Annotated in this window: 27 protein-coding genes; 23 read left to right on the top strand and 4 right to left on the bottom strand. The window is 68.1% G+C overall.

Features of this window, described 5'->3' with window-relative positions; genetic code table 11:
• Positions 1-37: 37 nt before the first annotated feature.
• Positions 38-1,414, bottom strand: coding sequence for a dipeptidase (locus DYS74_RS04635; protein WP_121531398.1), 1,377 nt, complete (start codon positions 1,412-1,414; stop codon positions 38-40).
• Positions 1,415-1,633: 219 nt separating this feature from the next.
• On the opposite strand from DYS74_RS04635, the gene hemA reads away from it, so the two are divergent.
• The 4 genes from hemA (at position 1,634) to DYS74_RS04615 (ending at position 6,267) form a co-directional block, all read left to right on the top strand.
• On the top strand, positions 1,634-2,863 hold the full coding sequence (hemA, locus tag DYS74_RS04630; RefSeq protein WP_121531396.1) for a 5-aminolevulinate synthase: 1,230 nt from the start codon (positions 1,634-1,636) through the stop codon (positions 2,861-2,863).
• 111 nt (positions 2,864-2,974) lie between these two features.
• Complete coding sequence (locus tag DYS74_RS04625; protein ID WP_121531394.1) at positions 2,975-4,225, top strand: helix-turn-helix domain-containing protein; 1,251 nt, start codon at positions 2,975-2,977, stop codon at positions 4,223-4,225.
• Between the two features lie 84 nt (positions 4,226-4,309).
• Complete coding sequence (gene ispG / locus DYS74_RS04620; protein ID WP_121531392.1) at positions 4,310-5,443, top strand: flavodoxin-dependent (E)-4-hydroxy-3-methylbut-2-enyl-diphosphate synthase; 1,134 nt, start codon at positions 4,310-4,312, stop codon at positions 5,441-5,443.
• Positions 5,444-5,592: 149 nt separating this feature from the next.
• Positions 5,593-6,267, top strand: coding sequence for a DUF1236 domain-containing protein (locus DYS74_RS04615; RefSeq protein ID WP_121531390.1), 675 nt, complete (start codon positions 5,593-5,595; stop codon positions 6,265-6,267).
• A 136-nt stretch (positions 6,268-6,403) separates the two neighbouring features.
• Here the strand turns inward: DYS74_RS04615 and DYS74_RS04610 are convergent, their stop codons facing one another.
• Positions 6,404-7,150, bottom strand: a complete 747-nt coding sequence (locus DYS74_RS04610) for a DsbA family protein (protein ID WP_121531388.1) — start codon at positions 7,148-7,150, stop codon at positions 6,404-6,406.
• A 190-nt stretch (positions 7,151-7,340) separates the two neighbouring features.
• Between DYS74_RS04610 and DYS74_RS04605 the strand changes: the two genes are divergently transcribed.
• Together DYS74_RS04605 and DYS74_RS04600 are read left to right on the top strand one after the other, a co-directional pair.
• Entirely contained in the window at positions 7,341-8,480 is a 1,140-nt protein-coding gene (locus DYS74_RS04605) for a pyridoxal phosphate-dependent aminotransferase (RefSeq protein ID WP_121531386.1), read from the top strand.
• A gap of 54 nt (positions 8,481-8,534) precedes the next feature.
• Entirely contained in the window at positions 8,535-9,752 is a 1,218-nt protein-coding gene (locus DYS74_RS04600) for an N-acetylmuramoyl-L-alanine amidase (protein ID WP_121531384.1), read from the top strand.
• A 37-nt stretch (positions 9,753-9,789) separates the two neighbouring features.
• Here the strand turns inward: DYS74_RS04600 and DYS74_RS04595 are convergent, their stop codons facing one another.
• Together DYS74_RS04595 and DYS74_RS04590 are read right to left on the bottom strand one after the other, a co-directional pair.
• Positions 9,790-10,254 (bottom strand): CreA family protein, encoded by a 465-nt coding sequence (locus DYS74_RS04595; protein ID WP_121531382.1) that lies wholly within the window; start codon positions 10,252-10,254, stop codon positions 9,790-9,792.
• Between the two features lie 56 nt (positions 10,255-10,310).
• Positions 10,311-10,550 (bottom strand): excalibur calcium-binding domain-containing protein, encoded by a 240-nt coding sequence (locus DYS74_RS04590; RefSeq protein WP_121531380.1) that lies wholly within the window; start codon positions 10,548-10,550, stop codon positions 10,311-10,313.
• A 146-nt stretch (positions 10,551-10,696) separates the two neighbouring features.
• Between DYS74_RS04590 and DYS74_RS04585 the strand changes: the two genes are divergently transcribed.
• From DYS74_RS04585 to DYS74_RS04505, 17 genes are all read left to right on the top strand, one after another.
• Positions 10,697-11,857 (top strand): isovaleryl-CoA dehydrogenase, encoded by a 1,161-nt coding sequence (locus DYS74_RS04585; protein WP_121531378.1) that lies wholly within the window; start codon positions 10,697-10,699, stop codon positions 11,855-11,857.
• Complete coding sequence (locus DYS74_RS04580; protein WP_113901036.1) at positions 11,857-12,330, top strand: lysozyme inhibitor LprI family protein; 474 nt, start codon at positions 11,857-11,859, stop codon at positions 12,328-12,330. Before DYS74_RS04585 ends, DYS74_RS04580 begins: the two co-directional genes overlap by 1 nt.
• Positions 12,327-13,931, top strand: coding sequence for a carboxyl transferase domain-containing protein (locus tag DYS74_RS04575; RefSeq protein WP_121531376.1), 1,605 nt, complete (start codon positions 12,327-12,329; stop codon positions 13,929-13,931). The genes DYS74_RS04580 and DYS74_RS04575 overlap by 4 nt, the downstream gene beginning before the upstream one ends.
• Before the next feature lie 127 nt (positions 13,932-14,058).
• Positions 14,059-15,987 carry an acetyl/propionyl/methylcrotonyl-CoA carboxylase subunit alpha gene (locus tag DYS74_RS04570; protein ID WP_121531374.1) on the top strand — a complete coding sequence of 643 codons (1,929 nt, stop codon included), beginning with the start codon at positions 14,059-14,061 and terminating at the stop codon, positions 15,985-15,987.
• Positions 15,984-16,634 carry a glutathione S-transferase family protein gene (locus tag DYS74_RS04565; protein WP_121531372.1) on the top strand — a complete coding sequence of 217 codons (651 nt, stop codon included), beginning with the start codon at positions 15,984-15,986 and terminating at the stop codon, positions 16,632-16,634. The genes DYS74_RS04570 and DYS74_RS04565 overlap by 4 nt, the downstream gene beginning before the upstream one ends.
• A complete protein-coding gene (locus tag DYS74_RS04560) occupies positions 16,627-17,487 on the top strand; it encodes a hydroxymethylglutaryl-CoA lyase (RefSeq protein ID WP_121531370.1) in 861 nt (286 codons plus the stop codon). Before DYS74_RS04565 ends, DYS74_RS04560 begins: the two co-directional genes overlap by 8 nt.
• Positions 17,484-18,266, top strand: a complete 783-nt coding sequence (locus tag DYS74_RS04555) for a crotonase/enoyl-CoA hydratase family protein (protein ID WP_121531368.1) — start codon at positions 17,484-17,486, stop codon at positions 18,264-18,266. The genes DYS74_RS04560 and DYS74_RS04555 overlap by 4 nt, the downstream gene beginning before the upstream one ends.
• Before the next feature lie 256 nt (positions 18,267-18,522).
• On the top strand, positions 18,523-18,888 hold the full coding sequence (locus DYS74_RS04550) for an NADH-quinone oxidoreductase subunit A (protein ID WP_121531366.1): 366 nt from the start codon (positions 18,523-18,525) through the stop codon (positions 18,886-18,888).
• Positions 18,879-19,412, top strand: a complete 534-nt coding sequence (locus tag DYS74_RS04545) for a NuoB/complex I 20 kDa subunit family protein (protein WP_183077450.1) — start codon at positions 18,879-18,881, stop codon at positions 19,410-19,412. Before DYS74_RS04550 ends, DYS74_RS04545 begins: the two co-directional genes overlap by 10 nt.
• 12 nt (positions 19,413-19,424) lie before the next feature.
• A complete protein-coding gene (locus DYS74_RS04540; protein ID WP_121531364.1) occupies positions 19,425-20,027 on the top strand; it encodes an NADH-quinone oxidoreductase subunit C in 603 nt (200 codons plus the stop codon).
• Between the two features lie 54 nt (positions 20,028-20,081).
• Positions 20,082-21,323 carry an NADH-quinone oxidoreductase subunit D gene (locus tag DYS74_RS04535; protein WP_121531362.1) on the top strand — a complete coding sequence of 414 codons (1,242 nt, stop codon included), beginning with the start codon at positions 20,082-20,084 and terminating at the stop codon, positions 21,321-21,323.
• On the top strand, positions 21,323-22,129 hold the full coding sequence (gene nuoE / locus DYS74_RS04530) for an NADH-quinone oxidoreductase subunit NuoE (RefSeq protein ID WP_121531360.1): 807 nt from the start codon (positions 21,323-21,325) through the stop codon (positions 22,127-22,129). Before DYS74_RS04535 ends, nuoE begins: the two co-directional genes overlap by 1 nt.
• A 52-nt stretch (positions 22,130-22,181) precedes the next feature.
• On the top strand, positions 22,182-22,478 hold the full coding sequence (locus DYS74_RS04525; protein WP_121531358.1) for a hypothetical protein: 297 nt from the start codon (positions 22,182-22,184) through the stop codon (positions 22,476-22,478).
• Positions 22,479-22,568: 90 nt separating this feature from the next.
• Positions 22,569-23,864 (top strand): NADH-quinone oxidoreductase subunit NuoF, encoded by a 1,296-nt coding sequence (gene nuoF / locus DYS74_RS04520; RefSeq protein ID WP_121531356.1) that lies wholly within the window; start codon positions 22,569-22,571, stop codon positions 23,862-23,864.
• A 7-nt stretch (positions 23,865-23,871) separates the two neighbouring features.
• A complete protein-coding gene (locus DYS74_RS04515; protein WP_121531354.1) occupies positions 23,872-24,147 on the top strand; it encodes a hypothetical protein in 276 nt (91 codons plus the stop codon).
• Positions 24,148-24,205: 58 nt separating this feature from the next.
• On the top strand, positions 24,206-26,230 hold the full coding sequence (gene nuoG, locus DYS74_RS04510) for an NADH-quinone oxidoreductase subunit NuoG (RefSeq protein WP_121531353.1): 2,025 nt from the start codon (positions 24,206-24,208) through the stop codon (positions 26,228-26,230).
• A gap of 5 nt (positions 26,231-26,235) precedes the next feature.
• Entirely contained in the window at positions 26,236-26,634 is a 399-nt protein-coding gene (locus tag DYS74_RS04505; RefSeq protein ID WP_121531351.1) for a hypothetical protein, read from the top strand.
• The last annotated feature ends 4 nt before the right edge of the window (positions 26,635-26,638 follow it).

The following is a 26,638-nucleotide window of genomic DNA, read 5'->3' as shown; positions in this document are numbered from 1 at the left end:
GTCGGGGCGGAGACCGCGCGGCCTCCGCCCCCTTTGCTCACTTGGCGATGCGGTCGAGCACGCGGGCCCAGCTGCGGATGCCCTTGTGGAACGACTTCACGTCGTATTTCTCGTTCGGCGAATGGATCGCGTCATCGTCATTGGCATAGCCGATCAGCATCGCGTCCATGCCGAGGATCGACTTGAAGTAATAGGCGATCGGGATCGAGCCGCCCATGCCGACGATCACCGCCTCGCGGTTCCACTCGTCCGACAGCGCCTGACGCGCCGCCTCGAACTCGGGGCGGGCGGTGTTCATCACCGCGGCCGGCGCACCGTCGAGATCGCTGTCCCAGGTGACGCGCGCGTCGACGGGCAGATGCGCCTCGACATGGCGGCGCACCGCGGCGCGGACCTTCGCCGGGTCCATGTCGCCCACCAGCCGGCAGGTGATCTTGCAATGCGCCTCGGCCGGGATCACGGTTTTCGAGCCCGCGCCCTGATAGCCGCCCCAAAGGCCGTTGATCTCGAGCGTCGGACGCGCCCATTGCTGTTCGAGCGTCGAATAGCCCTTCTCGCCATGGGCGACGGTCATGCCGGCATGGGCGAGATACTCGGCCTCGTCGAAGCCGCAGTTTTCCCACTGCCGTTTCAGCTCTTCGGGGACCTCGTGCACGCCCTCGTAGAAGCCCTCGACCGCGACGCGGCCGTCCTCGTCATGGAAGCTCGCGATCAGTTTCGAGATCTCGCGCAGCGGGTTCAGCGCCGGGCCGCCGTAATGGCCCGAATGCAGGTCGATGCGCGGGCCGTGCAGGGTGAATTCTTCCTTCAGCATGCCGCGCAGCTGGCCGGCGATCGAGGGCACGCCGGGCGAGACCATCGAGGTGTCGCAAATGAGCGCAAGGTCGCAGCTCAGCTCGTCCTTGTTCGCCTGCAGGAAGGGGATGAGCGAGGGCGAACCCGATTCCTCTTCGCCCTCGAAGAAGATCGTCAGGTTGCCGGGCAGGGTGCCGTTCACGTCCTTGTAAGCGCGGCAGGCCTCGAGGAAGGTCATCAGCTGCCCCTTGTCGTCGGAGGAGCCACGGCCGCGGATCACCGGGCCGTTCGCGGTTTCCTCGATCGCCGGGTCGAAGGGCTCGCGCGTCCACAGGTTCAGCGGGTCGACCGGCTGCACGTCATAATGGCCGTAGAACAGCAGGTGCGGGCCCGGGCCCTCGTGCCGCGCCACCACCATCGGGTGGCCGGGGGTGGGCCGGATCTCGGCCTTGAAACCGAGCGAAGTCAATTCCTTGACCAGCCAGTCGGCGGCGCGGGCGCAATCGCCCTTCCACGCCGGATCGGTCGAGATCGAGGGGATGCGCAGAAGCTCCATCAGGCGGTCGATCGCCTGGGGCAGCTCTGCGTCGATGCGGGTGAGAACGGCGTCAATGGTCATGCGTGCCTCCTGTATCGGCGCACCCTAGCACCGGGGGCGGCACTGTCCAGTGCGCCCGGGCAGAGGCCGGGGGCTCTCCACCTTTGGTCGGGCTTGGCCGGGCGGGACAAGAGGCGCGACAATTTTTCGCTCCCATCCGGGCTGTTTGACCTCTATCAATGCGCCCACGCGATACAGGCCGCTAAGGCAAACCCAGCGAACCAGGCAAGGGAAACGGAAATGGACTACGATCTCGCGCTCGATCAGGCGATCCAGAAGCTGCACGACGAGGGCCGCTACCGGGTCTTCATCGATATCGAGCGTGAAAAAGGCGCCTTCCCGAAGGCGGTGTGGACGCGCCCCGACGGCTCGAAGAAAGAGATCACCATCTGGTGTGGCAACGATTATCTCGGCATGGGTCAGCATCCGGTGGTGCTTGCGGCGATGCACGAGGCGCTCGATGCCACCGGCGCGGGCTCGGGCGGCACGCGCAACATCTCGGGCACCACGGTCTATCACAAGCGCCTCGAGGCCGAGCTTGCGGACCTGCACGGCAAGGAAGCCGCGCTGGTGTTCTCGAGCGCCTATATCGCCAATGACGCGACGCTCTCGACGCTGCGCGTGCTGTTCCCCGGCCTCATCATCTATTCGGACGCGCTCAACCACGCCTCGATGATCGAGGGGATCAAGCGCAACGCCGGCCCGAAGCGGATCTTCCGCCACAATGACGTCGCCCATCTGCGCGAGTTGCTGGCGGCCGACGATCCGGCGGCGCCGAAGCTCATCGCCTTTGAATCGGTCTATTCGATGGACGGCGATTTCGGCAAGATCACCGAGATCTGCGACCTTGCCAAGGAATTCAACGCGCTGACCTATCTCGACGAGGTGCACGCGGTCGGCATGTATGGCCCGCGCGGCGCCGGCATCGCCGAGAAACTGGGCGAGATGGGCCGCATCGACATCTTCAACGGCACGCTCGGCAAGGCTTTCGGTGTCTTCGGTGGCTATGTCGCGGGCACGGCGAAGATGATGGACGCACTGCGCTCCTATGCGCCGGGCTTCATCTTCACCACCTCGCTGCCACCGGTGATCGCCGCGGGGGCCGCCGCCTCGATCGCCTTCCTCAAGACCGCGGCCGGGCAGGAGCTGCGCGACAAGCAGCAGCTGCACGCGAAGATCCTGAAGATGCGGCTGAAGGCGCTTGGCATGCCGATCATCGACCATGGCAGCCACATCGTGCCGGTGGTGATCGGCGATCCCAAGCACACCAAGGCGCTCTCGGACATGCTGCTCGAGGAATTCGGCGTCTACGTGCAGCCGATCAACTTCCCGACCGTGCCGCGCGGCACCGAGCGGCTGCGCTTCACGCCCTCGCCGGTGCACGATCTGAAGCAGATCGACCACCTTGTGCGCGGCATGGACACGCTGTGGTCGCGCTGTGCGCTGAATCGCGCTGAGGCGAGTGCCTGAGGCGTTTTCTGCGGGTGCACAGCTCTCCGCCTTGTGATAGGAAATGCCCATGAATCGCGGGCGGGGATCGCGATTCGAGAAACTCAGGAACTTGAAGGCAGGATCGGGCACATGATCGGGCGGAGGATTGCTCCTTCGACGCAGGAAGAGGACAAGCCGAAAGGCTTCGACGACTTCGAACTGCGGCTTGGCGACGTGATGCGGGGCGAGCGCGCGACGCTCGCCAAGTCGCTTCTTGATGTGCAGCGCGAGCTGCGCATCAAGGCGGCCTATATCGCGGCGATCGAAAGCGGCGATGTCGCGGCCTTCGAGACGCCCTCCTTCATCGCGGGCTATGTGCGCTCCTATGCGCGCTATCTGGGCCTTGACCCGGACTGGGCCTTCCGCCGCTTCTGCGCCGAGGCGGGGTTCCAGCCGACGCATGGCATGGCCGCCGCCGCCTCCGGCCCGAAACCGCAGCGCCGCCCGGCCGATGTGGCCGAGGCGCTCGCCAATCCCAACGCCACCTTCGTGCCGAAGACCGAGGCATTCTGGAGCAAGATCGAACCGCGGGCCGTGGGCTCGGTGCTGGTTCTGGCGCTGGTCGCCGGCGGCATCGGCTATGGCGGCTGGACCGTGCTGCAGGAAGTGCAGCGCGTGCACCTCGCTCCGGTCGACCAGACCCCCGGCGTGGTCGCCGAAATCGACCCGCTGCAATCGGTGACGCCGGTGCAGACCGCCGACAACGACATGCCGCCCTCCGCCCCGTCGCCCGAGGCGCTCGACCGGATCTATCGGCCGCAGACGCTCGACGTGCCGGTGCTGATCGCGCGTGACGGCCCGATTGCCGCGATCGACCCGAATCAGGTCGGCGTGCTGCCGGGCACCGGCATCGTCTCGTCGCAGACTGCCGTGGCCCAGGCCCAGCCGGGCGAGCCCGCTCAGGGCGTGCAGATGGCCGCCGCGGCCCCGGTGCAGTCCGGCCCCAATGGCGCCGTGGTGCGCACGCTCGGCGCCGATGTGCCGGCGGTCGAGGTGCTGGCGGTGCGCCCCTCCTGGGTGCGGATCTCGGCGGCCGACGGCTCGGTCCTGTTCGAGAAGGTGATGGACGCCGGCGAGCGCTACACCGTGCCGAAGCTGGAAGAGGCGCCGGTGATGCGCACGGGCGAGTCGGGTGCGATCTATTTCGCAGTGAACGGCATCGCGCATGGCCCCGTCGGCAAGCGCGGCGAGGTGACGAAGAACATCGTGCTTTCGCCCGAGGCGCTTGATCAGAAATACGCCGTGGCCGACATCAAGGCCGATGGCGATCTGGCGAAGATGACCGCGATGGCCGATGCCAGCGCCCTGGTGCCTGCCGCGGCCGATCAGGCCGGCGAGTAAGCGCCGCGCACATCGGCTCCCCCTTCGGCCGTTGCCCTCGGGCAGCGGCCGCTCTATGTCTGGGGCAGCAATCGGAGGTCCGACATGTCGCTCAATCCCATCCGTCCCTGGCGCAACATCGAACGCCGCACCTCGCGGCAGATCATGGTGGGCAAGGTCCCGGTGGGGGGCGATGCGCCGATCTCGGTGCAGACGATGACCAACACCGACACCTCGGATGTGAAGGCGACGCTCGATCAGGTGCTGCGCGCGGCCGAGGTCGGCGCCGACATCGTCCGCGTCTCGACCCCGGACGAGGCCTCGACCCGGGCGCTGAAGGAGATCTGCCGCGAAAGCCCGGTGCCGATCGTCGCCGACATCCATTTCCACTATCGCCGCGCGATCGAGGCCGCCGAGGCCGGCGCCGCCTGCCTGCGCATCAACCCCGGCAACATCGGTGACGAGCGCCGGGTCAAGGAAGTGATCCGCGCCGCCAAGGACCATGGCTGCTCGATCCGGATCGGGGTGAATGCCGGCTCGCTCGAGAAGCATCTGCTCGAGAAATACGGCGAGCCGTGCCCCGACGCGATGGTCGAAAGCGCGCTCGAACATATCCGCATCCTCGAGGACAACGACTTCCGCGACTACAAGGTCTCGGTGAAGGCCTCGGACGTGTTCCTTGCCGCCGCCGCCTATCAGGGCCTCGCCGAGGCGACCGACGCGCCCATTCACCTTGGCATCACCGAGGCGGGCGGGATGATCGCCGGCACGGTGAAATCGGCGATCGGGCTTGGCAACCTCTTGTGGATGGGCATCGGCGACACGATCCGCGTCAGCCTGTCCGCCGATCCGGTCGAGGAGGTGAAGGTCGGCTTCGAGATCCTGAAGTCGCTCGGCCTGCGCACCCGCGGCGTGCAGATCATCTCCTGCCCGAGCTGCGCGCGGCAGGGCTTCGACGTGATCAAGACGGTCGAGATCCTCGAAAAGCGGCTTGATCACATCAAGACGCCGATGAGCCTCAGCATCATCGGCTGCGTGGTGAACGGGCCCGGCGAGGCGCTGATGACCGATATCGGCTTCACCGGCGGCGGCGCGGGGGCGGGCATGGTCTACATGGCCGGCAAGCAGAGCCACAAGCTGTCGAACGAGCAGATGGTCGACGAGATCGTGCGCCTCGTCGAGGAGCGCGCGGCGCGGCTCGAGGCCGAGGCACAGGCGGCCGAAGCTGCGGCCCAGTGAAGGGGCAGGTGACGGCAAATCCCCGCCGGTTCCTGTGAAGCACCTGAAATCATTGTGACGGCCGTCTCCGGAACGGGGGCGGCCGTTTGCCGTTTCTCCTCCACATCGCGGCGGGCACGGCGCCCCGCCGCCAGACAGGAGGACAACAGATGTTCAACCGTTCGACCGCGATCCTCGCCCTTGCGGGCTTCGGCCTCGTCACCGCGGCGGGCTCGGCCGCGGCGTTGCAGGCCGTCGTTGCCGCGCCCGTCACCCTTTACGCCGCCCCGATGCCGGGGGCGCAGGCGGTGGCCGATGCGCCGGCCGCCACCGCGCTCACCGTCGAGGGCTGTCTCGCCGACGCGCCCTGGTGCGAGGTCACCTATAACGGCGTCGCGGGCTGGGCCCCGGCGGGCCAGCTCGGCGTGCAGAGCGGCGAGAAGATGGTGATGCTGTCCGAGCGTCCGGCGGGCATCACGGTGAAGACCGTGACCTATCAGACCGGCACCAAGGACGGGCAGGGCGCCGCGGCGCTGGCCGGGGTCGGCTCGGGGGCTGCCGCGGGGGCGGCGATCGGCGGGCCGGCAGGCGCCGTGGTCGGGGCGCTTCTCGGCGGCGTCGCCTTCGGCGAGGCGGCGAAACCCACGACCGAGACCGTGACCTTCGTCGAGAGGAACCCGGTGCCGCCGGTCTATCTCTCGGGCGATCTCGCCCCGGGCGCGGTGCTGCCCGACACCGTCGCCCTCGTCCCGGTGCCCGACAGCCCCTATGCCTATGTGAACGTGAACGATCATCCGGTGCTGGTGACCCCCGAGAACCGCCAGATCGTCTACATCGTGAACTGACCGCCGGCCTCCCCGGCATGACATGACAAAGGGGCGCAAACCTGCGCCCCTTCTGCCTGCTTCCAATTGCCCCAAATATCCCGGGGGGAGCCCGGAACACGGGCGGGGGGGGCAGCGCCCCCCCCCCTTCGCCGTCTCAGCCGCGCTGCTCGGCGACGATCTTCGCCATCGCCTCCTCGGGGGCATAGCCGCGCAGCATCTCGTTGCCGATGATGAAGGTCGGCGTGCCCGAGATGTTCATCCGCTCGGCGAGCTGGTGGTTCGCACGCAGCACCGCCGTCACCTCCTCGGTGTTCATCGTCTTGATGATCGCATCGGCGTCGAACTTGTTGTCCTCGGCCAGACGCTTCAGCCCCTCGAGGCTGATGTCGCCGCGCATCCCGATCAGCGCGTCATGCACGGTCTTGTAGGCCGCATCGCCCGCCACCTGCTTCGTCGCCACGGCAAAGCGCGCGCCCAGTTCCGACTGCTGGCTCAGGATCGGGAATTCCTTCACGATCAGGCGGATGTTGCCGTCCTTCTTGAGCAGGTCCTCGACCTCGGGGAAGGCCTTCTTGCAGTAGGTGCACTTGTAATCCATGAACTCGACGATGGTCACATCGCCCTCGGGATTGCCGCCGATCCAGCTGAAGCCATCCTCGAAGATGTCCTTGGCATTGGTGTCGACGAGGGTCTTGTCATTCTCGACCGCGGCGGCCTGCTGACGCTCCTCGAGCACGTTGATCGCCTCGACCAGAACCTCGGGGTTCTGCATCAGATAGTCCTTCACCGCCTCGCCGAAGGCGGCCTTCTCCTCGGTCGTCATCTTCGACAGATCGAGCGCGCCCGCCGGTGCGGCAAGCGCCGTGGAAAGGGCAAGGGCGGAAAGCAGCGTGCGGGTCATCGGATCATCCTTTGTGTCGCCCCGGGGAAGGCGGGGCAGGTCGCGGCCACACTGGCCAATCGGGCGGGCAGGCGCAAGGGGGCGGGCGCGCCGGCGCGGGGGGCAAGGGCAGACCCCAAGGCACCGGCCATTGACCCCGGGCCCGGGCCGTCCTATCGCCCCTCAAGGATTTTCAGGATGGAGCAGGGACATGCGCTTCTCAACCCGTGGTCAGGTCGATCCCTTCATTGTGATGGACGTGATGGAGGCCGCCCGCGCCGCCGAGGCCGCCGGCCGGCGCATCATCCACATGGAGGTCGGCCAGCCCTCGACGCCCGCACCCGCTGCGGCGCGCAAGGCGCTTGCCGCCGCGCTCGATGAAAACCCGCTCGGCTATACCGTGGCGCTCGGCCTGCCCGATCTGCGCGCGGGCATCGCGGCGCTTTATGCCCGCTGGTATGGCGTCGATCTCGACCCCGGCCGGGTGATTGTCACCGCGGGCTCCTCGGGCGCCTTCCTGCTGGCCTTCTCGGCGCTCTTCGATGCGGGCGACCGCGTCGCGCTCGGCGAGCCGGGCTATCCGAGCTATCGCCAGATCCTGCGCGCGATGTCGGTGACCCCGGTGGGCATGCCCACCAGCGCCGAAAACCGCTATCAGCCGGTGCCTGCCGACATCCCCGAGAACGTGCAGGGGCTGATCGTCGCGTCGCCCGGCAACCCCTCGGGCACGATGCTCGGCAAGCCGGAACTTTCCGCGCTGATGCAGGCGGCCTCGGCGCGCGACATCGCCTTCGTCTCCGACGAGATCTATCACGGCCTCGATTACGAGGGCCGCGCGATCAGCGCGCTCGAGGTCTCGGACGAGGCCTATGTGATCAACTCCTTCTCGAAATACTTCTCGATGACGGGCTGGCGCGTGGGCTGGATGGTGGTGCCCGAGGATCACGTCCGCACCGTCGAGCGGCTGGCGCAGAACATGTTCATCTGCCCGCCGCATGCGAGCCAGGTGGCGGCGCTCGCCGCCCTTGGTGCGATCGACGAGCTCGAGGCGAACCGCGCGGTCTATGCCGCGAACCGGCGGCTGATGCTCGAGGGGCTGCCGAAGGCGGGCTTCACCAAGATCGCCCCGCCCGATGGCGCCTTCTACATCTATGCCGACGTGTCCGACCTGACCGGGGACAGCCGCGCCTTCGCCGCCGAGATCCTCGACAAGGCCGGCGTCGCCGTCACCCCGGGGCTCGACTTCGACCCGGCGCGCGGTCACCGCACGCTGCGCTTCTCCTATGCGCAGGGCACCGCGGAGATCGAGGAGGGGCTCGCCCGGCTCACCGCCTTCATGGCGGCGCGCTGAGCGGTTTCGCGCCGCCCCGGCCCGCGCTATAGTCGCCCGAAAAACGGAGCAGGCATGACACGCATCCTTCGGCTTTTCGCGGCGCTCTGGCTCGGGCTCGCGGGGCTCGCCACGGCGCAGGAGACCGGGCTTTCGGCGCTGGCCCGGCTCGAGCCCGCGCGCAGCGCGGTCACCACCTCGGGCGAGGTGACCGAGGTCGCGCTCGGCCTCACCCAGGCGGTGCCGTTCCGCGCCTTCCTGCTCGACGCGCCGCCGCGCCTCGTCGTCGATTTCCGCGAGGTCGATTTCTCCGCCGGCCGCGCCGAGGCGCTCGCGGACAAGGGGCTGATCGGCCCCGTCCGCTGGGGCCGGTTCCGGCCGGGCTGGTCGCGGCTGGTCGCGGATCTGTCGGCCCCGGCGAAGATCGACACCGCGGTCGAGGAGACCGGCGAGGCGCCGCGCGTCGTGCTGCGCCTCTCGCCCGTCGCCGCCGGGGAGTTCGCCGCCCGCGCCGGCGCGCCCTCCTCGGCGCTGTGGGATCTGCCGCAACCCGCCCCGACCGAACCGCCGCACCGCCGCCAGGACGGCAGCGCGCCGTTGAAGGTGGTGCTCGATCCGGGCCACGGCGGCATCGATCCGGGCGCCGAGGCCGACAATCTGAAGGAAGCGGTGCTGACGCTGACCTTCGCGCGCGCGCTGAAAGAGGCGATGACGCGGGCCGGCATGCAGGTCATCATGACCCGCGAGGAGGACGTCTTCGTGCCGCTGGAAACCCGGATCACCGTCGCGCGCGCGGCGGGGGCCGACCTTTTCCTGTCGCTCCATGCCGATGCGCTCTCCGAGGGCGATGCCACCGGCTCGACCGTCTATCTGCTGGACGACAAGGCGTCGGACGAGGCGTCGCAGAAACTCGCCGAGCGGCACGACCGCGCCGACCTGCTCGCGGGCGTCGATCTTGATGGCCATGACGATGCGGTGGCGGGGGTCTTGATGGATCTTGCCCGCACCGAGACCCAGCCGCGGGCGCTGCGCGCGAGCCAGGTGATTGCCGGCGCGATCAAGTCGGCGCATCTGCGCATGCACAAGCACCCGGTGCAGACGGCGGATTTCTCGGTGCTGAAATCGCCCGACATCCCCTCGCTGCTGATCGAGCTCGGCTTCCTGTCGTCCGAGGCCGACCGCCAGCGCCTGCTCGATCCTGCGTGGCAGGCACAGATGGCGCAGGCGATCACCCGCGGCGTCGCGACCTGGGCGCAGGCCGACGCGGCCGAGGCCCGGCTTTTGCGCCAGTGACGGGCCGGTCAGGGGGCGCTGCCCCCTGCCTTGACCGTCATTTCGCGCCGTAAAGCGGCACCGTCGAGATCGACATCTTCGCCGAGCCTTCGACCACCTGGTTCGCATGGGTCAGATAGATCAGCGTCTGGTGGTCCTCGTCATAGACCCGCGTCACCCGCAGGCTCTTGAAGATCAGCGACCGGCTTTCGGAGAACACCTTTTCCCCCTTCGGCCCGCGCGCGATGTCGCCAAGCGTGATCGGTCCGGTCTGGCGGCAGGCGATCGAGGCATTCGACGGGTCCTCGAACCAGTTGCCCTGTTTCAGCCGGTCGAAGAGCGAGCGGTCGAAATAGGCGATGTGGCAGGTCACGCCCTGCACCTTCGGGTCCTCGATCGCCTCGATGACGATGTCGTTGCCGGTCCAGTCGACGCCGACGCGGCCGACCTCCTCGGCAAGGGCGGGGGACGCGGCGCGGCCCATCAGGGTCGCGGCGATCAGGGCGGCGGTCAGGGCACGCATGGAAACCTCCTTGGTTTTCCCGAAGATGGGGGCGCGGGGGCGGGGGCGCAACCGGTTCAGCCGTCGGGGCAGAGGTTCTCGCAGGGCACGCCGTCCCCGTCGCGGTCGAGCTTGCCGCCCCAGGAGCAGTTCTCGAGCAGCCAATAGGCCTCCTCGCAGCTTTCGACCGTCTTCGAGCAGGTCTTGCGCGGGCTGCACGACCATGACTGCGCCAGCCTGGGCGCGGTGTGGAAGCTGCCATCCGCGGGATCGGGAGCCAGCCCGAGGGCCAGTGCCGCCGCCAGTGCCGTCATCATCGCCAGACCCTCCGTCCTTCCCCTTTCAACGCCTGCCGCGCGCCTTCGGCAAGGCCCGCGCGATGGGACGCAGCGTCGCGGGGGCTTGACGCGAATCGCCGCCTCCCCATAAATGAACGAGTGTTCAATAATCGGAGGGGAGGCCGATGTTCGCAGGTTCCATGCAGTTCGATCTGGGCGAAGACGTCAACGCGCTGCGCGAGATGGTGCACGGCTGGGCGCAGGAGCGGCTGACGCCGATCGCCGCTGCCGTCGATCGCGACAATGTCTTTCCGGCCGAGCTTTGGGCCGAGATGGGCGCGCTTGGCCTGCTGGGCATCACCGTGCCCGAGGAATACGGCGGCTCGGGGATGGGCTATCTTGCCCATGTCATCGCCACCGAGGAGATCGCGCGGGTCTCGGCCTCGATCTCGCTCAGCTACGGCGCGCATTCGAACCTCTGCGTGAACCAGCTGAAGCTGAACGGCTCGGCCGAGCAGAAGGCGAAATACCTGCCCGATCTGGTGTCGGGCGCCAAGGTCGGCGCGCTGGCGATGTCGGAATCCGGCGCGGGCTCGGATGTCGTCGGCATGAAGCTGCGGGCCGAGAAGCGCAACGGCTACTATGTGCTCAACGGCCACAAGTACTGGATCACCAACGGTCCCGACGCCGACACGCTGGTCGTCTATGCCAAGACCGACCCGGAGGCAGGCTCGAAGGGCATCACCGCCTTCATCGTCGAGAAGGGGTTCAAGGGGTTCTCGACCTCGAAGCATTTCGACAAGCTCGGGATGCGCGGCTCGAACACGGCGCAGCTGTTCTTCGAGGATTGCGAGGTGCCGTTCGAGAACGTTCTGGGCGCCGAGGGCAAGGGCGTGCGCGTGCTGATGTCGGGGCTCGATTACGAGCGCGTCGTGCTGTCGGGCATCGGCACGGGCATCATGGCGGCATGTCTGGATGAGGTCGTGCCCTATGCCAAGGAACGCCAGCAGTTCGGCCAGCCGATCGGGAATTTCCAGCTGATGCAGGCGAAGATCGCCGACATGTATGTCGCGATGAACACCGCGCGCGCCTATGTCTACGAGGTGGCGAAGGCCTGCGATCGCGGCGCGGTCACCCGGCAGGACGCAGCGGCGACGGTGCTTTATGCGTCCGAGCAGGCGATGGTGCAGGCGCATCAGGCGGTGCAGGCACTCGGCGGGGCCGGCTTCCTGAATGACTCGGTGGTCTCGCGGCTCTTCCGCGATGCGAAGCTGATGGAAATCGGGGCCGGCACCTCGGAAATCCGCCGTATGCTGATCGGACGTGAAATCATGGAGAAAGCCTGATGCGTTCGATGCTTGCCGCCGTTCTTGCCCTGACCCCCGCCCTTGCCGCCGCGCAGGATCTGCCGCCGTCGGCGACCGAGGGGCTCGAGGAAACGGTGCGTGCCTGCTTCGCCGACTACAATCCCTACGCCGGCGGGCCGAGCTGCCTTGGCCAGGCGGCGCAGGGTTGCACTGCCGCCGCGGGCGACACGACGGTCGCCATCGTCGCCTGCATCGGCGCCGAGACCCTGGTCTGGGACGACCTGCTCAACACCGAATACAAGGCCCGCCGCGCCGAGCTGACGGCGCCAGGGCTGAACGACAAGCTGCTCGCCGCACAGCGCGCCTGGATCGCCTTTCGCGATGCCGAATGCGGGCTCGAGGTCGCGCGCTGGGGCGACGCCTCGGCCAGCCGGATCGTCGGGGCGAATTGCATGATGGAAATGACCGCGGCGCGTGCGGCGCAGCTGCGAGACAAGAAGGCACAGGAATGAAGCTGACCTCCTCCGTCCTGCCCTCCTCCGAGGGCTTCCGCGCCAACCGCGCGGCCCATCTCGAGATGCTCGAAACCGTGCGCGCGGCGGCCATGGCCGCGGCTGCGGGGGGCGGGCCCGAGGCGACGGCGCGCCATGTCGCGCGCGGCAAGATGGCGCCGCGCGAGCGGGTGGCGGGGCTTTTGGACCCCGGCTCGCCCTTCCTCGAGATCGGCGCGACCGCCGCGCATGGCATGTATGACGGCGCCGCGCCGGGCGCGGGCGTCATCGCCGGCATCGGCCGGGTGATGGGGCTTGAGGTGATGGTCGTGGCAAACGACGCCACGGTGAAGGGCGGCACCTATTACCCGATGACGGTGAAGAAGCACCTGCGCGCGCAGGAGATCGCCGAGGACTGCAATCTGCCCTGCGTCTATCTTGTCGACAGCGGTGGCGCGAACCTGCCCAACCAGGACGAGGTCTTCCCCGACCGCGACCATTTCGGCCGGATCTTCTACAACCAGGCGCGGATGTCGGCGAAGGGCATCCCGCAGATCGCGGTGGTGATGGGCAGCTGCACCGCGGGCGGCGCCTATGTGCCGGCGATGTCCGACGTGACGATCATCGTGAAGGAGCAGGGGACGATCTTCCTCGCCGGCCCGCCGCTGGTGAAGGCGGCGACGGGCGAGGTGGTCACGGCCGAGGACCTCGGCGGCGGCGACGTGCACACGCGGCTTTCGGGCGTCGCCGATTACCTCGCCGAGGACGACGCCCATGCCCTGGCGCTCGCCCGCCGGGCGGTGGGCAACCTGAACCGTGCGAAGCCCGCGACGGTGCAGTGGCAATCGCCCGAGCCCCCGGCCTATGACCCCGAGGAGATCCTCGGCGCCGTGCCGGCCGATCTGCGCACCCCCTACGACATCCGCGAGGTGATCGCGCGGGTGGTCGACGGGAGCCGCTTCGACGAGTTCAAGGCGCGCTTCGGCGAGACGATCGTCACCGGCTTTGCCCATCTCGAGGGCTGCCCGGTGGGCATCGTCGCGAACAACGGCGTGCTCTTCTCCGAGGCCGCGCAGAAGGCCGCGCATTTCATCGAGCTCTGCTCGCAGCGGGGGATTCCGCTGATCTTCCTGCAGAACATCACCGGCTTCATGGTCGGCCGCAAATACGAGAACGAGGGCATCGCGCGCCATGGCGCGAAGATGGTGACCGCCGTCGCGACCACCTCGGTGCCGAAGATCACCATGCTGGTCGGCGGCAGTTTCGGCGCCGGCAACTACGGCATGGCGGGGCGCGCCTATTCGCCGCGCTTCCTGTGGAGCTGGCCCAATTCGCGGATTTCGGTGATGGGCGGCGAGCAGGCGGCAGGGGTGCTTGCCACCGTGCGCCGCGAGGGGATCGAGCGCAAGGGCGGCACCTGGTCGGCCGAGGAAGAGGCCGAGTTCAAGCGCCCGACGATCGAGATGTTCGAGCGCCAGAGCCACCCGCTTTATGCCTCGGCGCGGCTGTGGGACGACGGCATCGTCGATCCGCGCAAGACCCGTCAGGTGCTCTCGCTCAGCCTGCAGGCGAGCCTGTGCGCCCCGGTCGAACCGACGCGCTTCGGCCTGTTCCGCATGTGACTTCAATGCCTCCGGCGGAGGTATTTGGAGCAAGGTGAAATTGCATTCATCTTGCCCGAAATACCTCGGGGGGCTCCGCAGGAGCGGGGGCAGGGCCCCCTCCGACATCCAAGCTTGGGAGGAGCCGATGTTTCGCAAGATCCTGATCGCCAACCGCGGCGAGATCGCCTGTCGCGTCATCGACACCGCGCGCCGCATGGGCGTGGCGACCGTTGCCGTCTATTCCGAGGCTGACGCCGGTGCGCGCCATGTCGCCCTTGCCGACGAGGCCGTTCTGATCGGCGGCCCGGCGCCGCGTGACAGCTATCTGCGCGGCGCGGCGATCATCGCCGCGGCGCGGGCCACGGGGGCCGAGGCGATCCACCCGGGCTATGGGTTCCTGTCGGAAAACCCCGAGTTCGTCGACGCGGTCGAGGCGGCGGGGCTGGTTTTCATCGGCCCTTCGGGCGATGCGATCCGGGCGATGGGGCTGAAGGACGCGGCGAAGGCCTTGATGGCGCAGGCGGGCGTGCCGGTGGTGCCGGGCTATCACGGCGCGAACCAGGACCCCGAGCATCTCTCCGGTGCGGCCGAGGCGGTGGGCTATCCGGTGCTCATCAAGGCGGTCGCGGGCGGCGGCGGCAAGGGGATGCGCCGCGTCGACCGGCCCGCCGATTTCGCCGCGGCGCTGGCAAGCGCGCAGGGCGAGGCGCTGACCGCCTTCGGCAACCCCGCGGTGCTGATCGAGAAATACGTCGAGAAGCCGCGCCATATCGAGGTGCAGGTCTTCGGCGACGGCACCTCGGCGGTGCATCTCTTCGAGCGCGACTGCTCGTTGCAGCGCCGCCACCAGAAGGTGATCGAGGAGGCCCCCGCGCCGGGCATGACGCCCGAGATGCGCGCCGCGATGGGGCAGGCCGCCGTGCGCGCGGCCGAGGCGATCGGCTACAGTGGCGCCGGCACGATCGAGTTCATCGTCGATGCCTCCGAGGGGCTGCGCGAGGATCGCTTCTGGTTCATGGAGATGAACACGCGCCTGCAGGTCGAGCACCCGGTGACCGAGGCGATCACCGGCGTCGATCTGGTCGAATGGCAGCTGCGCGTGGCGGCGGGCGAGCCGCTGCCGCGCCGGCAGGACGAGTTGACGATCACCGGCCATGCCTTCGAGGCCCGCCTTTACGCCGAGGACGTGCCGGCGGGCTTCCTGCCGGCGACCGGCACCCTGGCCCACCTCAGCTTCGGCGCGGCGCGGATCGAGACCGGCGTGCGCCCCGGCGACACGATCAGCCCCTGGTATGACCCGATGATCGCCAAGGTGGTGACGCATGGCCCGACCCGCGCGGTGGCGCTGGCGCAGCTTGCGCGCGCGCTGGAACAGACCGAGGTCGCGGGCACGGTGACGAACCTCGGCTTTCTGGGGGCACTCGCCCGCCATCCGGGCTTTGCCGCGGGCGATGTCGATACCGGGCTGATCGGGCGCGAGATCGACGCGCTGACCGCGGCCTGCGAGCCGCCCGCGGCGGCGCGTGCGCTTGCGGTGATCGCCGCGGCGGGGTTGGCCGGGGGAACCGGACCGGGCTTCAGCCTCTGGGCGCCGCTGATGCGCGCCGTGCCCTTCGAGGAGCCCGCGAGCCTTGCGGTGACCGGGCCCGGGCGGGTTGCGGTGACGGTGGCGGGCACCACGCAGGACTGCGTGCTGCGTCCCGACGGCTGGTGGGTCGAGGGCGCGAAGACCGGCGCGCGTTTCCATGTCGGCACCGACGAGATCACCGTCTTCATGGGCGCGGCCTATCGCTTTGCCCGGCCCGATCCGCTCGCGCGCCGCTCGGAAGGGCCGGCCTCGGGGCTGACGCTCGCGCCGATGCCGGGGCTGGTGAAGGCGGTCTTCGTCGCGCCCGGCCAGATGGTGGCGGAGGGTGACCGGCTTGCCGTGCTCGAGGCGATGAAGATGGAGCACACGATGCTGGCCGCCCGCGCCGGCACCGTGGCCGAGGTGCTGGTCGAACCCGGCGCGCAGGTCGAGGCCGGCGCGGCGCTGATCCGGCTTGCCGACGAGACCGAGGAGGAGGCCGCATGATCCGGCTGCATTACGTTCCGGGCTCGCGTTCGTTCCGCGTTCTGTGGCTGCTCGAGGAGCTGGGCGAGCGCGCCGATCTGAAGATCTGGTCGCTCACCGACGGCGGCCTGCGCAGCCCCGAGTTCCGTGCGCTTTCGCCCGCCGGGCGGATCCCCGCGCTCGAGATCGACGGGCGGGTGATCTTCGAGTCGGGGGCGATCGTCGAATATCTGACCGAGACCCGCGGCCGGCTGGCGCCGCGCCCGGGAACCCCCGAACGGGCCGATTTCCTGCAATGGCTGCATTTCGCCGAGACGCAGGCGAACATCTTGCAGAACCTCAACATCCACCACATCTTCCTGCGCCCCGAAAGCGCGCGCTCGGCGGCGCTGACGAAGCTCGACACGAAGCGGCTCGAGGTGACGATGCGGGGGATGGAGGCGCATCTGGCCGGCCGCGACTGGCTGCTTGACGGGTTCTCGGCCGCCGATGTGATGTTCGGGTTCAACCTCGAGGCGATGTTTCGCTTCGTGCGCCCCGAGGCCTTCCCGGCGCTTGCCGTCTGGGCCGACTGCTGCAAGGCACGTCCGGCCTATCGCCGCGCCGTGGCGAAGGGCGGGGCGAGCGCGATCTACACCCAGGATTTCTACGAGCTGAACGATGGCTGAGACGGTCGAGATCTTCGAGATGGCCCCGCGCGACGGGCTGCAGAACGAAAAGCGCCTGATCCCGACGGCGGAGAAGATCGCGCTGGTCGATTGCCTGAGCCGCGCGGGGTTCCGCCGGATCGAGGTGGCGTCGTTCGTCAGTCCGAAATGGGTGCCGCAGATGGCCGACGGGGCGCAGGTGCTGGCCGGCATCGCGCGGGCGCCCGGCGTGCGCTATGCCGCGCTGACGCCGAACCTGAAGGGCTATGAGGGCGCGCGGGCGGCGGGCGTGGACGAGGTGGCGATCTTTGCCTCGGCCTCGGAGGGGTTCTCGCGCGCGAACCTGAACTGTTCGATCGCCGAAAGCCTCGATCGCTTCCGCGCGGTGATGCAGGCGGCGCAGGCCGACGAGATGCCGGTGCGCGGCTATGTCTCGGTCGTTACCGATTGCCCCTATGACGGGCCGACCCCGCCCGAGGCGGTGGCCCGTGTCGTCGCGGCGCTGCGCGAGATGGGCTGTTACGAGGTCAGCCTGGGCGACACCATCGGGCAGGGCCGGCCCGAGACCGTGGCGGCGATGCTCGATGCGGTGCTCGAGGAGATGCCGGCCGACCGTCTGGCCGGGCATTTCCACGACACTGCGGGGCGCGCGCTCGAGAATATCGAGGCGGCGCTCGCCGCCGGGCTGCGGGTCTTCGATGCGGCCGTCGGTGGCCTTGGCGGCTGCCCCTATGCGCCGGGGGCGAAGGGCAATGTCGCGACCGAGAAGGTGGCCGCGTGGCTTGCCGGGCGCGGCTACGAGACCGGGCTCGACATGGAGGTGATCGGCGCGGCGGCGGCGCTTGCGCGGGAAATGAGAGGGCAGGGGCAATGACCGAGACGATCCGGATCGAGATCGACGCGCGCGGCGTCGCGCATCTGTGGCTGGCGCGCGCCGAGAAGCACAATGCGCTCTCGGCGCAGATGATGGACGAGATCACCGCCGTCATCGGCACGCTTGGCGCCGATCCCGCGGTGCGGGTGGTGGTGCTGGCGGCCGAGGGGGCAAGCTTTTGCGCCGGCGGCGATCTGAAATGGATGCAGGCGCAGATGACGGCCAGCGCCGAGGAGCGCGCGGCGGGCGCGCGCCGGCTTGCCGGCATGCTCAGCGCGCTCGATCGCTGCCCGAAGCCGGTGATCGGCCGGGTGCAGGGCAATGCCTTCGGCGGCGGCATCGGCATGATGTCGGTGTGCGACGTGGCCGTCGGCGTCAGCGGCGCGCGCTTCGGGCTGACCGAGACGCGGCTCGGCCTGACGCCGGCGACGATCTCTCCCTATGTTGTCGCCCGCATGGGCCCGGCGAAGGCGCGGCGCGTCTTCATGTCGTCGCGGCTCTTCGAGGCGGACGAGGCCGAGGCGCTGAACCTTCTGGCCCGCGTCGTCGCGCCGGCGGACCTCGACGCCGCGATCGAGGCCGAGGTCGAGCCCTATCTGAGCTGTGCGCCGGGCGCCGTCGCCGATGCCAAGGCGCTGATCCGGAGGCTCGCGCCGCCGATCGACGCCGCGGTGCAGGAGGCGACCGTTGCCGCCCTCGTCGCCCGCTGGGAATCCGCCGAGGCAGGGGAGGGAATCGCCGCCTTCTTCGACCGGCGCAAACCGGGCTGGTGCGCCTGACGAAACGCGCCAGACCCGAGGGATTCTCTCGGGTTTGCCAAGGCTTCGGGCCCGTGCGCAACCGCGTGCGGGCCCTTGTTCTCTTGCCCGCGGGGCAGGGGCGCCCGGTTTGCCGAAGCGGTGTGCAGCGGTATACAAATCGCACTTTTCACAGGCGAAACCGGCGGCACTCGGTTGACCCGGCCGGGAGGCGGCGATATTGCTCGCTCAGCCGGAACCTGCGCGACACTCGGTCGCGTCACAAGGGAGCCAACCAGTGCACGACATGCTGCGTGAATATCTTCCCATCCTCATCTTCCTTGCATTGGCCATCGTGCTCGGGCTTGTCCTGGTCCTTGCCGCGGTCGTGCTGGCCGTGCGCAACCCGGACCCGGAAAAGGTCTCGGCTTACGAATGCGGTTTCAACGCCTTCGACGATGCGCGCATGAAGTTCGACGTGCGGTTCTACCTCGTCTCGATCCTGTTCATCATCTTCGACCTCGAAGTGGCCTTCCTGTTCCCCTGGGCGGTGGCCTTCGGGTCGCTGAGCATGGTGGGCTTCTGGTCGATGATGGTGTTCCTCGGCGTGCTGACCATCGGCTTTGCCTATGAATGGAAGAAAGGGGCGCTGGAATGGGCGTGATGACCTCTGCCAATACCGCGGGAGCCGACAAGGAAGCCGCGACCCAGGCCCTGAACAAGGAGCTGCAGGACAAGGGCTTCCTGCTGACCTCGACCGAAGACCTGATCAACTGGGCGCGCAACGGTTCGCTGCACTGGATGACCTTCGGTCTGGCCTGCTGCGCCGTCGAGATGATGCAGGTCTCGATGCCGCGCTATGACCTCGAACGTTTCGGCACCGCGCCGCGCGCCTCGCCGCGCCAGTCCGACGTGATGATCGTCGCTGGCACGCTGACCAACAAGATGGCCCCCGCGCTGCGCAAGGTCTATGACCAGATGCCCGAGCCGCGCTATGTGATCTCGATGGGGTCCTGCGCGAACGGCGGCGGTTACTATCACTACAGCTACTCGGTGGTGCGCGGCTGTGACCGGATCGTCCCGGTCGACATCTACGTGCCGGGCTGCCCGCCCTCGGCCGAGGCGCTGCTCTACGGTATCCTGCAGCTGCAGCGGAAGATCCGCCGCACCGGCACGCTGGTCCGCTGAGGGGAGAGAAGAATGAGCGACGAAGCCCTGAAGGAACTGGCCGCCCACATCGAGCACAAGCGCTCGGCCGACGTGCTGAAGACCGAGATCGCCTTTGGCGAACTCTGTGTCACCGTCACGCCCGGCTCGATCCTCGAGTTCGTGGAATTCCTGCGCGACGATCCGAACTGCCGTTTCTCGACGCTGATCGAGCTGACCGCCGTCGACTGGCCGGAACGTCCGGCGCGCTTCGACATGGTCTGGCTGTTCCTGTCGATGTGGCGCAACCAGCGCATCCGCGTGAAGGCGGCGCTGCGCGAGGACGAGATGTGCCCCTCGATCGTCGAGGCCTTCCCGAACGCCAACTGGTGCGAGCGCGAAGTGTTCGACATGTACGGTATCCTGTTCTCGGGTCACCCGGACCTGCGCCGCATCCTCACCGACTACGGTTTCCGCGGTCACCCGCTGCGCAAGGACTTCCCGACCACGGGCTATGTCGAAGTGCGCTATGACGAGGTGCTCAAGCGCGTGGTCTACGAGCCGGTGAAGCTTGTGCAGGAATATCGGCAGTTCGATTTCCTCTCCCCCTGGGAAGGCGCGCATTACATTCTGCCCGGCGACGAGAAGCAGGGCTGATCCTCGCGTCGGGCTCCCGTGGCCCGGCGGACAGGACAAGACAGAGGTTGGACCATGGACGGCGACATCCGGCAGAATTCCTACGATGACGGTTCGCACGATGTGCTGACGGGCGAACAGCGCATCCGCAACTTCAACATCAACTTCGGCCCGCAGCACCCTGCCGCGCACGGCGTGCTGCGCATGGTGCTGGAGCTTGACGGCGAGATCGTCGAGCGCGCTGACCCGCATATCGGCCTGCTGCACCGCGGCACCGAAAAGCTGATGGAAAGCCGCACCTACCTGCAGAACCTGCCCTATTTCGACCGTCTCGACTATGTCGCGCCGATGAACCAGGAACACGCCTGGTGTCTCGCGATCGAGCGGCTGACCGGCACCGAGGTGCCGCGGCGGGCGCAGCTGATCCGCGTGCTCTACTCGGAAATCGGCCGTATCCTGAACCACCTGCTGAACGTCACCACGCAGGCGATGGACGTCGGCGCGCTGACCCCGCCGCTGTGGGGCTTCGAGGAACGCGAGAAGCTGATGATCTTCTACGAGCGGGCCTGCGGTGCGCGGCTCCACTCGAACTACTTCCGCCCCGGTGGCGTCCATCAGGACCTGCCGCCGAAGCTCATTGACGACATCGAGGAGTGGGCGAAGGAATTCCCCCAGAAGCTCGACGACATCGACGGGCTGCTGACCGAGAACCGGATCTTCAAGCAGCGCAACGTCGACATCGCGATCATCACCGAGAAGGAAATCTCGGACTGGGGCTATACCGGCGTGATGGTGCGCGGCTCGGGCTTTGCCTGGGACCTGCGTCGCAGCCAGCCCTACGAATGCTATGACGAGTTCGACTTCAAGGTCTGCGTCGGCAAGAACGGCGACTGCTATGACCGCTACCTCGTCCGCATGGCCGAGATGCGCGAGTCGACCAAGATCATCCTTCAGGCGATCGCCAAGCTGCGCCTGCCCGAGAACCAGGGCGACGTGCTGGCGCGCGGCAAGATGACCCCGCCGAAGCGCGGCGACATGAAGCGCAACATGGAAAGCCTGATCCACCACTTCAAGCTTTACACCGAGGGCTTCCACGTCCCGGCCGGCGAGGTCTACGCCGCCGTCGAGGCGCCGAAGGGCGAATTCGGCGTCTTCCTGGTGTCGGATGGCACCAACAAACCCTACCGCGCCAAGATCCGCGCCCCGGGCTATTCGCATCTGCAGTCGATGGATGAGATCTCCCGTGGCCACCAACTCGCCGATGTTTCGGCCATCATCGGCACGCTCGATATCGTGTTCGGGGAGGTTGACCGCTAATGCTCCGTCGTCTTCATCACGAGCAGCCCGCTTCGTTTGAGTTCTCGCCCGCGAACCTCGCCTGGGCGCAGGCGCAGATCACCAAATATCCGGTGGGCCGTCAGGCCTCGGCGATCATCCCGCTGCTGTTCCGCGCGCAGGAACAGGAGGGGTGGCTGTCGAAACCGGCGATCGAATATGTCGCGGACATGCTGGGCATGCCCTATATCCGCGCGCTCGAGGTCGCGACCTTCTACTTCATGTTCCAGCTCGCTCCGGTGGGCTCGGTCGCCCATATCCAGGTCTGCGGCACGACGTCATGCATGATCTGCGGCGCCGAGGACCTGATCAAGGTCTGCAAGGAAAAGATCGCGCCGCATGCCTTTGAACTTTCGAAGGACGGCAAGTTCAGCTGGGAAGAGGTCGAGTGCCTCGGCGCCTGCGCAAACGCACCGATGGCGGCGATCGGCAAGGACTATTACGAGGATCTCAGCGAAGAGAGCCTCGCGAAGCTGATCGACACCATGGCCGCCGGCCAGACGCCGCGTCCCGGTTCGCAGACCGGCCGCTTCTCGTCGGAACGGGCGGGCGAGCAGGTCGCGCTGCTGGACAGCAAGGGCGACCGCGAGGAGTTCAACGGCACCGTGGGCCTTGCGGTCGCGATCGGCGACACGATCAAGCGCATCGACGGCACCGAAGTGCCGCTGCGTGCGCCGTGGCAAATGTCGGGCCAGCGCGCGCCGATCGGCGTGATGGGCACCGAGCGGCCGAAGTCGGCCGTGCAGCAGGTGGCTGCGGAGAAGGCGGCGAAGGCCGCGACGGAGTGAGACCCGGGGCCCGCAGGGGCCCGGGAGACGGCGCAAGGGCCGGAAGGAGACGATGAGCGGGTTCGAGGCGGGCTGCAGGATCAGGGCATGGACATGGGGCGCGATCACGGGCCTTCTGACCGGGCTCCTCGTGCACTCCTCGCTTGGCACCGCGGCGGCGCTCTTTCTCGGCCTGATCGCCTTCCTGCTTGCGGGGGCGGTTTTCGTCTGGGGCTTTTGCGACGGGCTCGACCGTCGCTTCGCCCTGCCGCCGGCGGCGCTTGAACGGGCGCGGGCCGCGGCCGAGAGGAAGACGGCGGACGGGGAGCGGATCGCTCCTCCCGCTGCCGCGACGGGCAAGGACCGCTGAGGCTTCGGCCCGCGGTGACAAGGGATTTCGCGCCGGTTCGGGCGCAACGGGGGCCGGGACACCGGCGGCCGCGCAACTGAGGGAAGTGACATGCTGAAAGATCAGGACCGGATCTTTACCAACCTTTACGGGATGCACGACCGCTCCCTGAAAGGCGCGATGATGCGCGGCCACTGGGACGGCACGGCGAACATCCTGGCCAATGGCCGCGACTGGATCATCGAGCAGGTGAAGGCCTCGGGCCTGCGCGGGCGCGGTGGTGCGGGCTTCCCGACCGGGCTGAAATGGTCCTTCATGCCGAAGCAGTCGGACGGCCGCCCCTCGTTCCTCGTCATCAACGCCGACGAATCCGAACCCGCGACCTGCAAGGACCGCGAGATCATGCGCCACGATCCGCACACGCTGATCGAAGGCGCGCTGATCGCCGGCTTCGCCATGGGCGCGAGCGCCGCCTATATCTACATCCGCGGCGAATACATCCGCGAGAAGGAAGCGCTGCAGAAGGCGATCGACGAATGCTATGAGGCGGGGCTGATCGGCAAGAACGCCTGCAAGTCGGGCTTCGATTACGACGTCTACCTGCACCACGGGGCCGGCGCCTATATCTGCGGCGAGGAAACCGCGCTGCTCGAAAGCCTCGAGGGCAAGAAGGGCATGCCGCGGATGAAGCCGCCGTTCCCGGCGGGCTCGGGCCTCTATGGCTGCCCGACCACGGTGAACAACGTGGAATCGATCGCCGTCGTGCCGTCGATCCTGCGCCGTGGCGCGGCCTGGTATGCGTCCTTCGGCCGCCCGAACAACACCGGCGTCAAGCTGTTTGCCATGTCGGGCCACATCAACACCCCCTGCGTCATCGAGGAATCGATGTCGATCTCGATGAAGGAACTGATCGAGAAGCATGGCGGTGGCGTGCGCGGCGGCTGGAAGAACCTGAAGGCGGTCATTCCGGGCGGCGCCTCGTGCCCCGTCCTGCCGGCGGCGCTGTGCGAAGACGCGATCATGGATTACGACGGCATGCGCGAGCTGAAGTCGTCCTTCGGCACCGCCTGCATGATCGTGATGGATCAGCAGACCGACATCATCAAGGCGATCTGGCGTCTGGCGAAGTTCTTCAAGCACGAGAGCTGCGGCCAGTGCACGCCCTGCCGCGAAGGCACCGGCTGGATGATGCGGGTGATGGATCGTCTGGTGACCGGCGAAGCCGAGATCGAGGAAATCGACATGCTCTTCAACGTGACGAAGCAGGTCGAGGGCCACACGATCTGTGCGCTTGGCGATGCGGCCGCCTGGCCGATCCAGGGTCTCATCCGGCACTACCGCGAAGAGATCGAGGATCGCATCAAGGCCCGCAAGACCGGTCGCATGGGCGCGATGGCGGCGGAGTGAGGCAACGATGAACGCGGCCCTTCCCCTTTCTCTCGGCGCGCTGGCCCTTGCGGCCTGCACCGCCCCGCAGGCGCCGGAAGCGGCACCTGTCGTGGCGGGCTATGCCGCGTCGAAAGGGGAGATGGGGGCGCTTGTCGTCACTCGCAAGGCCCGGGCCTTCGATTATTCCGAGGGCGCCGAGGCGCGGCGTGCGGCAGATGCGCTGTGCGGCGGCCGCGTGAATTCCTCGCCCGAAGACAATTTCCAGGGTGGCGCCTGGGTTTTCCCGGGGGGCTGCGCATGAGCCTCCAACCGAAACACCGCGCGGGTGCCCGCGCCCTTGGCAACTGACGGATCAGAGCATGTCGAACACGCGCAAAATCATCATCGACGGCCACGAGGTCGAGGTTGATCCGAACCTGACGATCATCCAGGCCTGTGAGCAGGCCGGCATCGAGGTGCCGCGCTTCTGCTATCACGAGCGGCTCTCGATCGCGGGCAACTGCCGCATGTGCCTTGTCGAAGTCGTCGGCGGCCCGCCGAAGCCCACCGCGTCGTGCGCGATGCAGGTCAAGGACCTGCGCCCGGGCCCGAACGGCGAGCCCTCGGTGATCAAGACCAACTCGCCGATGGTGAAGAAGGCGCGTGAAGGGGTGATGGAGTTCCTGCTCATCAACCACCCGCTCGACTGCCCGATCTGCGACCAGGGCGGCGAATGCGACCTGCAGGACCAGGCGATGGCCTATGGCGTCGACTTCTCGCGCTACCGCGAGGCGAAGCGCGCGTCGGAAGACCTGAACCTCGGGCCGCTGGTCAAGACCTGCATGACCCGCTGCATCAGCTGCACCCGCTGCGTGCGCTTCACCACCGAGGTGGCCGGCATCACCCAGATGGGACAGACCGGGCGCGGCGAGGACAGCGAGATCACCAGCTATCTGAACCTGACGCTCGACAGCAACATGCAGGGCAACATCATCGACCTGTGCCCGGTCGGTGCGCTGACCTCGAAGCCCTACGCCTTCACCGCCCGCCCCTGGGAACTGACGAAGACGGAATCGATCGACGTGATGGACGCGCTCGGCTCGAACATCCGCATCGACACCAAGGGCCGCGAAGTGAAGCGCATCCTGCCGCGCAACAATGACGCGGTGAACGAGGAATGGATCTCGGACAAGACCCGCTTCATCTGGGACGGTCTGCGCCGGCAGCGGCTTGACCGCCCCTACCTCCGTGAGGGCGGCAAGCTGCGCAAGGCAAGCTGGGGCGAGGCGCTTTCCGCTGCCGCCGCGGCGATGACCGGCAAGAAGGTGCTCGGCCTCGTGGGCGATCTGGCCCCGGTCGAGGCGGCCTTCGCGCTCAAGCAGCTGGTCGAGGGCCTTGGTGGTTCGGTCGAGTGCCGCACCGACGGCGCGCGCCTGCCGGTGGGCAACCGCTCGGCCTATGTCGGCAATGCCGCGATCGCGGATATCGACAGCGCCAAGCAGATCGTGCTGATCGGCACCAACCCGCGCGACGAGGCGCCGGTGCTGAACGCGCGCATCCGCAAGGCCTGGTCGCATGGCGCCGTGGTCTCGCTGATCGGGCCGGCGGTCGATCTGACCTATGACTACACCGCGCTCGGCACCGACCGCGCGGCGCTGGCGAAGGCGGTGGCCGAGGCCACTCCGGTCGAGGGCGCGCTGGTGATCGTCGGGCAGGGCGCCGTCTCGGAAGCCGATGGCAAGGCGGTGATCGCCCATGCGATGGCGCTCGCCGAGAAGCTCGGCGGCAAGTACATGATGCTGCACACCGCGGCCGGTCGCGTCGGCGCGATGGACGTGGGCGCGGTGACCGAGGGCGGGCTTCTGGCCGCTGTCGAGGGCGTGGAGGTGATCTACAACCTCGGCGCCGACGAGGTGGAAATCACCCCGCGCTCGGAAGGCGGCCCCTTCGTGATCTATCAGGGCAGCCACGGCGACCGCGGCGCGAACCGGGCGGATATCATCCTGCCGGGCGCCGCCTACACCGAGGAAAACGGCCTCTTCGTCAACACCGAGGGCCGGCCGCAGCTCGCCTTCCGCGCGGGCTTCGCGCCCGGCGAGGCGAAGGAAAACTGGGCGATCCTGCGCGCGCTGTCGGCCGAGCTGGGCCGCACGCAGCCGTGGAATTCGCTGGCCGGTCTGCGCAAGGCGCTGATCGCGGCGGTGCCGCATCTCGCCCAGGTCGACACCGTGCCGGCGAATGGCTGGACCCCGGTCGCGGCTCGCGACATGGGCGCCGCCACCTTCCGCCCGGCGATCCATGACTTCTACTTCACCAACCCGATCGCGCGGGCCTCGGTGGTGATGGCCGAATGCTCGGCCCTCGCCAAGACGCGCGCGGCCGGTCCGGCGCTTGCGGCGGAGTGACACGAATGGCGCGGCTTTCCACCCTTGCGCGCGTCGCCCCCGGCCTTCTGGCCGGGCTGGCGGCCTGTGCGCCGGCGGAAGGGGCCGCGCCCTCGAAGATCGTCTACGAGGGGGTCGAGACCCGTCTCCTCGAAGGCGATCTGGTCGATTTTCGCGTCGCGCTGCGCGGGGCGAAGGACGATACGGCGGTGGTCGATTATGCCACCTGTGCGGCGGCGCAATATGCGCTGATCCGCGGCTACGGCTTCGCGCGGCACATCCGCACGAAGATCGACCATGAAAACGGAACTTGGCAGGCGGATGCGGTCTATCTGATCTCCGCCGCTCTGCCCCGCGGACTGAAGACGATCGACGCTCAGGTGACGGTCGGCGACTGCGCGGATCAAGGTATACCGACGGTTTGAAAGA

Origin of the sequence: Paenirhodobacter hankyongi, assembly GCF_003664585.1 — a bacterium.
Lineage (GTDB): Bacteria > Pseudomonadota > Alphaproteobacteria > Rhodobacterales > Rhodobacteraceae > Rhodobacter > Rhodobacter hankyongi.
The sequence above is the reverse complement of the archived record's forward strand: the minus strand, read 5'-3'. Positions and strand labels throughout refer to the sequence as shown.